We start from the raw sequence: 13,519 nt of genomic DNA, 5'->3' as shown, positions 1-13,519 counted from the left end.
TGCGATTACTGTTACCAAACTCCACGACTCGACTGTAATTATGACGATGAAAATGTGTATCGTATGACTTGTCCATGTGGATGAGTCTATTCCTATTTGTATAGTTTTCTTCAAACATAGTAGATGGTAACTTGTTGTTGTATAATTGTGGTAGTTATGTAGGTGTAGTATGCACAGTTTTACCATTATTTATCTAAGTGAAATAATACTTTTATTTGAAGTTACATTTCGTGCGAATTGAAAGAAATCGGAGTTGAACTTATGTATTATCACATTCGAAAAAATGCTCTTGATAGAAATAAAGAAGCGGTCAAACTCTCATGTGATATCTCTGAGCTAAGACAAGGAATGGTGCGTCCTTTTAGGCTAACGATTCAGAATGAACAATTTCATGATGTTGGATATTTAATATTCAACTACTATTATGATGGAAAAATTTATATTACGGATTTTAAAGTGCAAAACCAAGGTGTTAGACATGGAAGACTATTGCATGACTTTTTTCTCGAAGTGTTGCCGCAAATTGAAGAAATCGCCTTCGAAATGGAGTTAAGATCTGTAAAGATGCACATAATTGAAGGCGAATTATTTCCTAATGGAATATCAAGAAATGATCTTATCGCAATATATAGGCATTTTGGCTATAAGATTGATGGTAGTTGGATTACTTTACATTTAGAAGTGAGTTGATGGAAGGTTTATTTCATATGAAATGGAGACGTGAGTTTTGAATGAGCAGAAGTCAATTACTAAAAGATTTGGTTAGTGGGACAATAACATTGGAAAATATACTTTTAAGGCTGAAAATTATTCTATCAGATTTAGAAAGCATAGCTATTATGGAATGGATTAATGGGGAACTTGAAGGGTACTCAGAAGGAGTCGAATTACCTGAGTACAGAGTGTTAACTGGAGTTCCAATGGGAACTTTTATTGTTAATGGTAGAGTTCAATATACCAAGTCTCAAGTTCCGATCGAGTCTTTATTGACATCTCAACAAGTAGAAGATATAAAGACAGTACATCTGTATGATAGTGTATCAACTTTACAGGCTATATCAAGCAGCGACAAAGAGGGTAGCTATGGTAAACAAATATCCACATATGATTGCCACTATATCTCAAAACCACATTTGCAAATTGCAAGTATGCATGTTTCAATTCCTTCAAATCTCTTAACTGGTATTGTATTTAAAGTAAAGTCAAAACTTTTAGATGTAATCATGGAACTTGAAAAAAGGTTTGAAAATTTAGATGATCTGGATATTAAGTCTCAAATTCAGAGTGATGAGTATAAAGAGCAGATTGTTAACAACATAGGCCAAATTATCTATGAGGGTAAAATAGAAATTGGAGACAAAAACAAAATTAAAGGCTCTGGGATTGGAAAACTTTTTAGAGGTGGGAAGTAATGAAGATCAAAATCGGAGATAATAACAAAATAAAGAATTCTTCAATTGGTCATCAAATTAATATAAATACGGATGAAAACAGTAAAAACAATCATCGGGCAAATTCATTCGCACAGAGGCATCCAATTCTTTTATCTATTATTATCTCAATGGCTACAGGTATTTTTTTGCTATTTTCTTTTTGGAAGTATGTAATTGATTTTATTGAGGGTTTGTTCTAATTGTTTGAAATAACTATTTTATGAAGAAGTGAGGAATAGAAAGTGAGCTTAGTTACAGTTATTGCGAAAGAGAAATATTGTTGCGTTATGTCTGATGGAAGAGTCGTAGATCAAGAAACAAAGGAAGTAAAACAAGAGGATTTACAGAAGTTTATAAATTATGACAATCGAGCATTTATTGCATACGCTGGAGGAAAGGACATGTGTGATATTGTCTTAAATGATATCACTGAGGTAAAAACTTATGATTTTGATTTATGGCTTCAAGCATTTCAACAACTATTTGATCGCTACAAACTTAAAGAGGCTTATTTGGTCGATCCATTGAGATACAAAGTATCTCTACTGTTCGGAGGGCTAAATGAAAAGGATGAGGTTGAAGTTTATTCGATCAGTTCTATTAACGGAGCAGTAGAGCACTATCTACCAAAAGATGACCAAGTTGCTGTTACCTTTTTGTGTAGTGAGAATGTCGGAGACGGTTCTAGAGTGATGGACTTCCTTGGCGAAAACTTGAGAAATGTTGGACATCAGACCCCTAGTCAAGCTCTAAGTACTATGAAACTTACTAATTCTTTTGTTTCTGATATAGATTGGTCAGTTGGAAAAAAGACTTTCCGAATGGTAATCAAATGACTGTTTTAAAGGATGTGGTGAAAATGAATAATGAAAAGATAAGGTATATCATTCTTAGTGAAACAAGTAAAGGAGAATTATTCAAAGGCATAGATGCTAAAGGATTAGAACGACTGAATCTTGGGTTTGACTGGAAAGAATTTGAGGTACAGGTTGCTTTTTTAGTAAGTGAAGGCTACCTTACAAAACCTTATTATGCTGGAGATACAATTTACTATTACAACTCCGTTTTGACTGAGAAAGGTGAAAGTTACATAAAAAAAATTGTTGGAGGGCGATATACTATGTTAAGAGAAAATGAGTATGAAAATGTAACTATAGTAAAATTGAATGGGAAGAAGTTCGAGAACGTTGAAGTTGTTATTGGGCCTGATGAGGTTGTAATTGAAGATGGTAGCTTGCCCGTAGAAGAAGGAGATAAAATTCTACGACTATTACCAAATGGACTTACTGAGACATACATTGTATTGGATAGAGGATTCTATGACAGATTTCTGGACATACCAGCACATTACCAAGCTAAAGTTAGAAAGGAATCTACAATAGATTTACAGAGATCTTCTGCAATGCATTTTAATATTGGAACGGTGTACGGTTCGAATATAGGTACACAAGGAAATGCGCATATTGAGAATGTTTTCAATTTCGAAAAGGTTAATCAGCTTATTGAAGAACATGGAGGTGAAGACAAAGAAGTATTAAGAGACATGATTGAGGAAATTAAAGAATTCTTTGAAGACTCTGAAAAAGTAAAAAAAGGTTCTTTATCGAAGTTTTCTGAGTTAATGGAAAAACATAGTTGGATCACTGGAGCTGTTTCACAAATGGGGTTGGGCTTTCTTACAGGCAGCTTGTTTAAATAGATTGTGTCGATAAAAATGGCTATTTTACATCCTGAATTACAAGGGTTAGACATTGGATCACAATAAGAAATGAAGTTAGCAAAAATTGAAGATGACATTAGTTAAAGGGGTTCTTTATATGGTGTTTATATTTTTAATTGGCCTCTTTGTAATATTTATTAGTTCGATGAATTCATATGGTGCAAAATGGGCGCATATTGCGTTCCCGATATACCTAACAGTGGGCTTGTTATATTTTTCTGTTTTGTGTATTGTCAACGAAAAATACTTTATAGGTAGTATCTGTGTAATTGCTACAATATCTTACTTGATGTACTTGGTACTCGACTTCAAGATTGGTGAAAGGTCACATAGAGACTCTCCCTCCGAGTGGGTGTCATATCTTGGGTTGTATCCAGTATTGGTAGCTGTTATTGCATTGTTGTTCCTACCTAATAATTTTGTGGTTCTAAAAGATGAAAAAGGCCCCGTCCAAAGTGACAATGTCTATTATAGTAACTGCTCTGAGGCGAGAAAAGCTGGAGTAACACCTATATATGAAAATCAGTCGGGTTATAGAAGAGGTTTAGACAGGGACAATGATGGAATAGCTTGTGAGTGATTCAGTAAAAGATGTGTTTCACGAGGAAGGATGTGCGACCATGACAGACAAGATCAACCTTTACGTAGATGACCTCAGAGACTGTCCTGAAGGCTTTGTGGTTGCTCGTACATACTATGAAGCAATACATATCCTAGAGACCAAAGAGGTGGCTATTCTAACATTAGACCATGATCTGGGCGAGGATGTAGATGGCAATGAGTTGCCCAATGGATATGACTTGGTGAAGTACTTCTGTGAACACGGATTGAGGGCAGATAAGATATACATACACACAGATAACCCTGTTGGAAGACAGAACATGTATGAGACTCTGTTAGCAGCTCAACGACGAGGATTTATAGAAGAGGACATTGAGATTTATCATTATCCTATTACGGCGAATAGATATTCAGGTGATTAAGTGAAAGGCATGTTAAATTTTAACTAAGGGAGATGTTTGAATGCGCGTTTTTATAATTGAATCTCCAAATCCTAAAGATTTACTTGATAGTCGCTCAGAAAGAGAGCCGCTTGAATACATTTGTAATGCTATGGGTCATAACGTGTATTCGTTTTTGGTTAAATCCGCTAGAGAACTTGGCGATACCTGCAAATATATTTCTTCTTTTTATGAGGGAAGTGATGACGACCCCGAAGAACCGCTATGTATTCATTTAAGTTGCCATGGAAGTAACACGGGATTACAATTTGGCACCGATAGGTTGAATTGGAAAAAGGTCGCTGAACATTTAGAGCCAATTCTAAAAATGAATTATCAAAATGACTTATTCTTAGTGATTTCTGCTTGCGGTACTGATAAGCAAAGAATCACAACGGAGATACAAAAGCTATCTAAAGTGGACAATAAAATAAAACCACCTAAGTATGTTATTGTATTTGATCAGAATGAGGTCAGTTGGGATGATGCAATTTTAACATGGACAATTTTATATCATCAAATAGACAAAATTGATCACAATAATAATGGGAATGTAAAAGGATTGCTTGATAGAATTAAAGGTTCTCGCTTTGGAAATTTAACTTATAGACGATGGAGTAAAAAGAATAAGATTTTTCTCAAATACGCACCAGATGATCCAGTGAAAGAAGAATAAGATAAAATGCCAAGTTTTATTAGAGATGATTAAGGAGCCGAATTATGTCCGATGTATGGTCTTTTTTTGTAGCTTTAGTTATATCCTTACCCATTACTGGTGCAACAATGTTGGCAGCTTTAAAGTTTTGGGGAAAGGCTTATATTAATCAACAATTCAATAAAAAACTTGAAGATCATAAACATGATTTGAGTGCGATAATGGAGGTTAGTAAATTTGATTTGCAAAGAAAAAGCTACGACTTTAACCTATATACAACAAAAAGGCATGAAAGCTATGTAGATTTACATAACTCATTATTGGGGACACAGGGATGTATAAGCAACTTCAATAGAGGTTTGGAAAGGAGTCCGCACTTTGCCTTTGTTCAGTATGAAGATTTAAAACACTTTTTAGAGAGCAACAATTTAAGACCTGACAGAATTGAGTACTTTTTAGGATTATGGACTAAGATTCCTTCCTCAGATAATCCACTTAATAAAGAATTGCGAGAACATTTCAAACAACAGGAATTAAAACGCCTTAATGATTCATTAGTTAATAGTTTGAATAAATCTTTGTTGGTAAGTCTGTATTTATCTGAAGAGGTAACTAGGAGTACTGAGGCGATAATTATTGAGATGCACAAAGCTTACGATTTTATAGAGCAATTCTGCCTTAGTCATTCTCCAGAAGATGTAAAATATATTGAGTTCGGAAATGCTATGGAAATCTCAAAGGAAATTTCTTCTTCCATAAAGAGTCTAAGATTGCAGATGAAGAAGGAATTATCCGTAGGCTATTATGATCAAATGTAAAATTGAAAAAGGCAATCAGATTATTAATTCCTGGATGCCTTTTTTGTGACTCTTATATTATTAGGATTAACTATGATGGGAGTGCTCTCTTGAGACATCTACTATAAACTTCCTTTTACAAAGAAATTTTTCAAAGCTTTATTACCTCTTTTATGATCTTCAGGATCACCAGATACTTTGATAGTAATCTTGAATCCTCGGCTGTTCTTCTCAGTAGACAAGTGCTTTGATCCGTCAGAATATTCAATATAATTATATAAATCACCATCAAAAATAACTTGCTCTCCGGGATAGGAAACTATAGTTACTGGCTTTTCCATATATTACTCCTCCTGAGTATTGTTTGTTATTTTAATATATTCAATATAGGTGGAAATTATGCTAGTTTTTTATAATGATTTTGTATTGTTGGTTTGGTTTCAAAATTTATTATAGTTCAGTCATCAAGTATGAATTCGACGGAATAAAGGTGAAATAATCAATAAATAAGTCATCATTTTAGATAATCCTGTTACTATACGATTGAACTTTTGAAAAACGCTGAAATCCCTTGACCTACCTACATTTTTTGATGTTCCAATCGTAAAATTGAAATTTTTTCCAATGTGTGAAAATCGTTGCTACGACTAGCTTTTCAGGGTGTCGATCGTCATTCTACGATTGCGTTTACGATATAGGATAAATTGACCTGATAAAGAAGCTAAAACGTTGATTTAACTGCATAAATGGATAGCTATTGTATCTTACACGATTGAAATCATGATTTATGTGATTGGAATTTGTCCATTCAGTCAGGAATCTGGTTATAGAAACGAATTTCTAAGACAGGCTCAAACTGAACTGTCCATAGGGACTTCGTAATTGTCCGATATTGTTCCAGTGCCACATTGGTACGTACCTAGGATTGAAAAGGTGTGGCTAAAAGTATACTTTTTGAAACACTCTATTAGTATGTGTCAAAAGTGGTTATGGTATGTTTCAAATAGTTTATAAATATATATGAAACATTTCAAAAGTGTTGGTATACATTTTGACATTAATTTGATATAATATCCTTAACGACATAGCAAAGGGTGATTGAATTATGGGAGAGATTAGACATCATGGATACATAAGAGTTTCAACTAAGGATCAGAATGAAGCGAGACAATTAGAAGCAATGAAGAACTTAGGGATATCGGAGCGAGATTTCTACATAGATAAGCAGAGCGGCAAGAATTTTGACAGACCATATTATCAAGCCATGAAGAGTGCTATCCGTAAAGATGATATATTGTTTGTGAAGGAATTGGATCGTTTAGGACGTAACGCACAGGAGATTAAGAAGGAATGGGAAGATATTACCCAGAACATAGGCGCTCACATTGTTATATTGGATATGCCAATCCTAGATACTAGACAGTACAAGAATGGATTAGAGAAAGTCATAAGCAGTATTGTATTGGAGTTGCTTTCGTATATGTCAGAGCGAGAGCGGGAAAAGATAAACGGTAGACAGGCTGAGGGAATAGCGACTGCTAAGAATGACGGTGTTGTATTCGGTAGACCTAAGCAAGCAATTAACGAGGAGTTTAAGCAAGCATACACAGAATGGAAGCAAGGTGGTATCACAGCCGTTGAAGCTATGAGAAGGGCAGCTATGAAACCTAACAGTTGGTATCGGAGAGTTAAGGAGTATGAACAATCAATAGTCTAGATCATGTGCTCAGGCATATGTTTGTTGTTATGGACAAAATTGCTGGACAGATAGTAAATGTAAAGGGTGAAACAAAATAGTTGATAATTAGAAGAAGACTAGGGTTACGTTCCTAGTCCTCTTTCTCTTCTAATAGCATTCTTAAAAGTTTGTTTTTCTCATCGTTCTGATCCAGTTCTCTTTCTTTCTGAGCAATCTCTATTAAAGGTTTTTGTTCTAAATTATTGTCTGATGAGGTAGCCTTTTCTACGGCTAGTACCATTAAATCAGGAGAGAAATGAATAATAATACTAACTAAAGCGACAAGAACATATTTTATTTTGTCGTCTGATGGATATAATTTATAACCATTAACCAACTCAATATACAAAGCAATGAATTTTTTTAATGCGATTGTCTTATTTAAACCTTTATCTATATTTGCCGCTTCTTCCTCAAATATATTAGTTGAAATATCGGTAGAAGAATCATAATCAATTTCTTCGTCAGTTATAGTGTAGTCTATAGATGAAAGAGAGTCAGCAATAGCCTTATAGGAATCAAAATTTGTATTGTTGGCAAGAGTGTTGAACGCATCGCCGAAACTGTCTTTAATCAAATCAGATAATGTTGTTATGCTTTCGAAAGCTTTTGAATCTACCATAGTCAACAAACTATCTCTTAAAGCATCCATCGCATTTTGAGTATCCTTAATAGCTGCCATTGTTGAATCGTTAAAAATCAAATCCACATTCCTCTGCATTACTGCTGTTTGTTCAGCTATAGGAGAGAAGGATATTCCCATTCGTTCCCGATGTTGAGTGATTGTGCTTACAAGGTCAGAAGCTAATTTAATTTGCTTATCAGTCATATAACACCTCACAAAGTGTAGTAACCATAATTATACTACATTGAATAAAAACAAATAAGCCTAACGAACGCAAGTATGATGTTGGTATAAATAGGAAAATTTACATAAGGGGGTATATTTACATCTGAAATCCACTAATAATTTCCATAATATCCCACAGCACTTATGCCTACACAGTAAGGTTATTGGATGGTCACGATAGGCAAGGGGGGTATTTAAAATCCAAAAAGTTGACTATTTTACAGAATATAAACCTAGCACTTCCACTCCGACACCACGATTAAACTTTTATCTGATTATATACCCGCTGGACATAACGCCGCCTCAACAAAAATAACCCTCCAGAGGTAGGAGGGGATAGTTTACCATTCAATTATATAATTTGCATCTGGTAGTATAAGTTGCTCAATAATCTTGAACGCAATAAAAAAGAGGAAACCTTGTTAAGGGATATCCTCTTTCCACCATCTAATTAAAATTGTCGAGCACTGATATTCATTTCAACTTTATGACCTGTTGAACTGTAGACATAGACTTTAACACTTGTTGTTCCAATAACACCTAGTCGTATATTACTTTGCTTTCCTTTAGCGATTGGAACATCAAGAGGTGAAAGGCTGCCTACAGTAACCTTGGCATAAATAGTATCTGTACTAGTATTCTGTATCCAAAGGTTAGCATCCTCCCCATTCTCAGGGGTTAATGTAAAATATCTCTCATATGCATTGTAGCTGCTGTAAGAATCAGGTCTGATAATTTGTAAATCCAATGGAGTAATAATTGGATCGTCGGGGTTCTCCACAGTGATTGGAGGGTTTGTATAAGTATCCTTTATTCTATCTTCTAATGGATTAGCACTAGCAGGATTAGCAGATAGTAATACAGACAAAGCTATACCAGCACCTAAAATTTTATTCAATGACAATGTAATTCCTCCTCTATGGCTAGTAGTATGTAATTGTGTTCCAATTACTTATATAATTTTATTACCAAAACATGGAATAGTACATAGGTCTAAAGTATAAATGTTATTTAATAACATATTTAAAATATTTATTAAATAGTCCTAACCAGGAGAATGCAACAAATTAAAGTTAATGTATGGATAATTTAACGCATTTTGATATAATTAGAGAAATAAGATAACTTGCAAGTTTTGAAGAAAAATATATTTCAATAGTGCTTTTGACATGATTTTACCTTATTATACCATAAAAATTTAACAAAAAACTAAAGGATTGTACCACGAAGTCAATCGAATGACAGACACAACGGGTTTTGTTGTGGATGAAGGTGAACGACAGCCATGGAGTGAAACGGAATGGATCTCGTCACCTATTATTAAGGAATGGAAACAATCAAATCTTGTCACCTTAAAGTCCTATAATATAAAATCATAACCCTAGTAGGGAATAGAAGTGACACATTTTAAAATTGACTATTGATAATTGTAATTTGAGGGTAGTAATAAGGAAACGATACCAACTCGATAAAAACCACTTCGCTATCGCTTCGTAATCGGTATTTACCGACCTATCGCGTTTCCTCTCGGCTACGCCAATTCACCTTCCGATTCAATTAGGTCTGAATTCTTGCAAGAAAATGAACAAAAAAAATCAAGAAATCCTTATGTATCAAGTGTTTTTTGGTATTCTTTATAGTCTAGTTTACTATAGTTTATATATATAAATATGCAGGATAATGAGACAACTTTATTAAAAAGTACGCATAAACTCAGGCTTTTTTGGGATTCCACTGAAAAAAAATCTGGAATTAATCTCAGTAAATATGTTTTGCTACTGTCCAGAATGTCTTGTTAAAATTCGGATTAGGTTGGTTATCTTCTGTTTTCCGCTTATTGTCCCTGTTCTTATCTCGTATGTTATATGGAATACTATTCTGTATAAAGTATTCATTAATCAATCTAACACTCTTTTGAAGCCTGTTATAATTGTCTCGAAGGTTAACCATTTTTATAAGGGCTCTCTGTTCATCTTTAAATAGCTGTTTACCAACAAGGCTATCCAGATAATCTTTGGATGTAGCTTTATCATATGTGTCATCTAACATAGTGTAATTCTCCTTTTGAAGTTTACTTTTTACGTGCTCTATATACCCATTCTCAATTTCTCGAATATCCTCAAGATTGTTTCTGTCTGAGCATTCTTTAAAGTAGCGCAATTCATTAACGAAGAACTCGGGATTAGTACGATCCTTATTCGGTTCAACGTAGATTGTGGGGTTGTTATGATTCCGTTTGTATTTGTCCATATATGCAATTGATCCATTTTCAATTAAGTATTTTGCCGAATTTATTATCTTGTTCTTTGCTCTTATACGTTGTCCAATTTCTTTATCCGTTATATTTCTAATTACTACTGTAACTTGATCTTTGGCATCTATGATTCGTTTTCTACCCAAGCATTGAATTAGAGTATCAACATCTTGTATATCGCAGACTATATACTTCATTTTCTTGTTTCGAAGATTTATTCCATTGTCCAGTGTTGAAGTAGTAAAGAGATATTGTTCCTCGAATGATTCACTGTCGAGCATTAGTTTAACTTGATCCTTGTTAACATATTTCTTGTAGTCAGAGTTTCCTTCTGCACAGACAAACATTGAATCTTCAAACCTCTTATGTAGTTCATATGCTTTTGATGCTTTGGTGAAAAATGCTATCACTTGTTGTCCTTTTCTAATCTTACTGAGGTATTTCTCCAGAACTTTCTCGTGTCTGTAAAATATCAGTTCTTTAATATGACTATAATCATGAGGAACACTATAACTTCTAAATTTGATCTGCTTGAATTTGAAAAAATCTATTGTGATATCTGCTGTAGCTGACATAAATATTCTTGTTTTGTTCGAATGTGACATGATCAACTTAAATGAAGTGTCTGTATTGGAGTTATAGGTTGAATCGGTTAGAAAATAATGAAATTCATCGCAAACTATATACGTGTAATCGTCTTTAAATGTGGCAGCTTTTTCTCTTCCAAGTCTACTTTCAACTTTTTGATAAAGGAAGATGTCAATTACATCATCTTTTCCGTCCTTCTGTATTTCTTCCACAAACTGATCTTTGAGCCTAGTTCGATTAACTAGGAATAATATTTTAGTACCCTCACGTTTAGCCTTTTCGTATAGAGTATTCTTGATGAAGTAGGATTTACCTACACCTGTTCCAGCTTCAATTGTGATGATCTCACCTTGCTGCCATTGTTCAACTTCCTTGCCTATGATATCCGTTACTGTAGGTTTCTTTTTACGTGCAATAGCTTTAGTCCTCCTTTTTTAAGAATTAATATATGTATTCATAACTAAATTAACATGTTTATGATAGTTTTGCAAGTGTATTATGAGAAACGGAGGGGTAAAATTGACCCTCCCTACTAATGGCAAGCAGAGTATCTTCTCATTGCCGAAAATACTGAACGCCGAGGGGAATCAGAGTTTGATCCGGTTAGGAAGGGGAAACAGGCAGCATTTCTGAAAGATTATTGGGATATCAAAAATAATGGTGACCAAACCGCTGAACCATTGTTCCAGCGCTCAATGAAAGACGTTGCTGAGTCATTAGGAGAATCTGAGCGCACTACTCGTAGACTGTAAACAACAATGAAATAAAAACTGAGCTCATGAAGGAAGACACTTTATACCTCCTAGGCTAGTTGTATTCCAAATTCCTATTAATTAATCAAGGATATGAGGAAGAGAATCGATTCTGAGATGACACTATAGTAGAAGAGAAATGTAAAGTTAAATAAGAGTAAATATACATATTGACAATAAATTATTAATTGCATAAACTGTGATTACAAGGTTAACGAATTCCAAGGCAGACTCTTGGAGCCTATGAATACATATGAAAGTGAGGGATGAGATACGAGGAAGGTTAGATATACGTGGTATAGGTTGATGAGCTGGCTGGGCTGGAAGTGATCCAAGGAGAATTAGCATGGGCAACAGGGATGAAGAAAAACCGAATTCAAGTTCGGATATAGTTTGACAGTAGATAGTGAAAGTTGAAAATAATACATAGTGAATGGGGAATTGTAAATATGAGTAAGTTTGATATTGTATTTAAGCTAAAAGATGGTTATGAGTTTAAATTGGATAAGTTGGATGGGAACATTCTAAAGCTTGAAGAGATGCAACCTGTCTTGAATCAAATGTACAATAATTTCTTTACTGGTTTGATTGCTAATCGTCCAATTACTGTTAACGATGAAGATGGTAATGCACGTCAATACAAGTTTGAGGATTTGAGTTCTCTCACAATTAACTTTGTTGGGGAGGGCGAGTAAATGAGCTTGGCAATTAGCGCTAGTTATGAGCATGATCATTATATCGCTGTAGATACTGCGGTATCTTTTAATCGAAAAGGGATTAGTTATAGAAATACTGACCCCAGAGAATATGACAAATTACATGTATTAGACGGAGAAGGGTACTTTTTCTCAGGAGATTCGATCTTATGTGTCAATACATATGCTCGTTTTAAAAATCAGCTAGAAAGAAGTTTCAAAAAGTTGCTATCTATTGCAAAGGAAACATACTCTAAATTGGCTGATGAAGGAGATAAGCTTGCCTTTGCTAAATACGGGTTCGATAATGATTGCCGTGCTACTTTTGAATGCATGGACAGCAGTAACTGGGATACAGGAAGGAATATGTTCTACTACGGGAACTCCAAAATTAGTTACATAACTTATGGAGCCCAGATGCAAAAAGCAATGAATGAGCTTGACAAGTATAAGAGTGGAGATCCTTCTATTCCTTCATTTTATCTACCTATTTATGAAGCTGTTGCTAATGAAGGCGTTGGTGGATCAATCATCTTTTATCATCTAACACCTGAAAAGTGGGAAATGTCATCTGAAATTCCTTTGAACGAACCTACGGATATTAAGAAAGCATCATTTTCGGATATACAATTAAAGAAAGAGCACACGTTTGTTGGATCAGGAGCAGACGCTTTTCCAGAGGTCACTTTGGGGGAGGGAGATGGAAATGGATTCGGCAAGGCAAAAATCTCTAAGCCGAATGGTTCATTAGATGTTGTGTATACTGCAAGCAACTTTGGACGTGAAAGAAGTGTGAGGTTCAAAGACAATGGAATCACATTAATTTCTGACAATGGATCTTTTACAGCAGAAAGTAAAGACTTCAAATTCATTTCTACAGAAAATGGTTCATATCAGTTAGGATTGTCCAATGGTTCAACTTTTGAATTAAAAACATCAGGTCTTGATATGGACATTCAAGGTGACATCAATATTAAGGCAACTGGTAACATTAAAATGAATGGTGCTCGTATCGATCTAAACTAATTAAACAAAC

General features: G+C 34.5%; 16 protein-coding genes. 12 read left to right on the top strand and 4 right to left on the bottom strand.

Annotated elements, in window-relative coordinates; translation table 11 throughout:
• The first annotated feature begins 261 nt into the window (after positions 1 to 261).
• From MH215_RS10405 to MH215_RS10365, 9 genes are all read left to right on the top strand, one after another.
• The gene (locus tag MH215_RS10405; RefSeq protein WP_239290094.1) at positions 262 to 690 is read left to right on the top strand and encodes a hypothetical protein; all 429 of its coding nucleotides are present in this window, start codon (positions 262 to 264) and stop codon (positions 688 to 690) included.
• 41 nt (positions 691 to 731) lie between these two features.
• The gene (locus tag MH215_RS10400) at positions 732 to 1,412 is read left to right on the top strand and encodes an AbiTii domain-containing protein (protein WP_239290093.1); all 681 of its coding nucleotides are present in this window, start codon (positions 732 to 734) and stop codon (positions 1,410 to 1,412) included.
• Positions 1,412 to 1,633 carry a hypothetical protein gene (locus MH215_RS10395; RefSeq protein WP_239290092.1) on the top strand — a complete coding sequence of 74 codons (222 nt, stop codon included), beginning with the start codon at positions 1,412 to 1,414 and terminating at the stop codon, positions 1,631 to 1,633. Before MH215_RS10400 ends, MH215_RS10395 begins: the two co-directional genes overlap by 1 nt.
• Before the next feature lie 42 nt (positions 1,634 to 1,675).
• Positions 1,676 to 2,269: a hypothetical protein gene (locus MH215_RS10390; RefSeq protein WP_239290091.1), complete on the top strand. Its 594-nt coding sequence runs from the start codon at positions 1,676 to 1,678 to the stop codon at positions 2,267 to 2,269.
• 23 nt (positions 2,270 to 2,292) lie between these two features.
• A complete protein-coding gene (locus tag MH215_RS10385) occupies positions 2,293 to 3,132 on the top strand; it encodes a hypothetical protein (protein WP_239290090.1) in 840 nt (279 codons plus the stop codon).
• A 91-nt stretch (positions 3,133 to 3,223) separates the two neighbouring features.
• Positions 3,224 to 3,733, top strand: coding sequence for an excalibur calcium-binding domain-containing protein (locus MH215_RS29210; protein ID WP_343224557.1), 510 nt, complete (start codon positions 3,224 to 3,226; stop codon positions 3,731 to 3,733).
• Between the two features lie 40 nt (positions 3,734 to 3,773).
• A complete protein-coding gene (locus MH215_RS10375; RefSeq protein WP_239290089.1) occupies positions 3,774 to 4,136 on the top strand; it encodes a cyclic-phosphate processing receiver domain-containing protein in 363 nt (120 codons plus the stop codon).
• Between the two features lie 40 nt (positions 4,137 to 4,176).
• Complete coding sequence (locus MH215_RS10370) at positions 4,177 to 4,830, top strand: hypothetical protein (RefSeq protein WP_239290088.1); 654 nt, start codon at positions 4,177 to 4,179, stop codon at positions 4,828 to 4,830.
• Between the two features lie 44 nt (positions 4,831 to 4,874).
• Complete coding sequence (locus MH215_RS10365; protein WP_239290087.1) at positions 4,875 to 5,627, top strand: hypothetical protein; 753 nt, start codon at positions 4,875 to 4,877, stop codon at positions 5,625 to 5,627.
• Between the two features lie 101 nt (positions 5,628 to 5,728).
• Here the strand turns inward: MH215_RS10365 and MH215_RS10360 are convergent, their stop codons facing one another.
• On the bottom strand, positions 5,729 to 5,947 hold the full coding sequence (locus tag MH215_RS10360; protein ID WP_239290085.1) for a hypothetical protein: 219 nt from the start codon (positions 5,945 to 5,947) through the stop codon (positions 5,729 to 5,731).
• 764 nt (positions 5,948 to 6,711) lie between these two features.
• On the opposite strand from MH215_RS10360, the gene MH215_RS10355 reads away from it, so the two are divergent.
• Entirely contained in the window at positions 6,712 to 7,323 is a 612-nt protein-coding gene (locus MH215_RS10355; RefSeq protein WP_239290083.1) for a recombinase family protein, read from the top strand.
• Between the two features lie 112 nt (positions 7,324 to 7,435).
• Here the strand turns inward: MH215_RS10355 and MH215_RS10350 are convergent, their stop codons facing one another.
• From MH215_RS10350 to MH215_RS10340, 3 genes are all read right to left on the bottom strand, one after another.
• Complete coding sequence (locus MH215_RS10350; RefSeq protein WP_239290081.1) at positions 7,436 to 8,173, bottom strand: hypothetical protein; 738 nt, start codon at positions 8,171 to 8,173, stop codon at positions 7,436 to 7,438.
• A 472-nt stretch (positions 8,174 to 8,645) separates the two neighbouring features.
• Positions 8,646 to 9,098, bottom strand: coding sequence for a hypothetical protein (locus MH215_RS10345; protein WP_239290079.1), 453 nt, complete (start codon positions 9,096 to 9,098; stop codon positions 8,646 to 8,648).
• A gap of 854 nt (positions 9,099 to 9,952) precedes the next feature.
• Positions 9,953 to 11,380, bottom strand: a complete 1,428-nt coding sequence (locus MH215_RS10340) for a DEAD/DEAH box helicase (RefSeq protein WP_343224579.1) — start codon at positions 11,378 to 11,380, stop codon at positions 9,953 to 9,955.
• A gap of 857 nt (positions 11,381 to 12,237) precedes the next feature.
• Between MH215_RS10340 and MH215_RS10335 the strand changes: the two genes are divergently transcribed.
• Positions 12,238 to 12,483, top strand: a complete 246-nt coding sequence (locus MH215_RS10335) for a hypothetical protein (protein WP_239290075.1) — start codon at positions 12,238 to 12,240, stop codon at positions 12,481 to 12,483.
• On the top strand, positions 12,484 to 13,509 hold the full coding sequence (locus MH215_RS10330) for a hypothetical protein (protein ID WP_239290073.1): 1,026 nt from the start codon (positions 12,484 to 12,486) through the stop codon (positions 13,507 to 13,509).
• Positions 13,510 to 13,519: the final 10 nt, after the last annotated feature.

The organism is Paenibacillus sp. ACRSA (assembly GCF_022346845.1).
GTDB lineage: Bacteria > Bacillota > Bacilli > Paenibacillales > Paenibacillaceae > Paenibacillus.
This window is presented reverse-complemented; position numbering and strand designations above follow the sequence as displayed.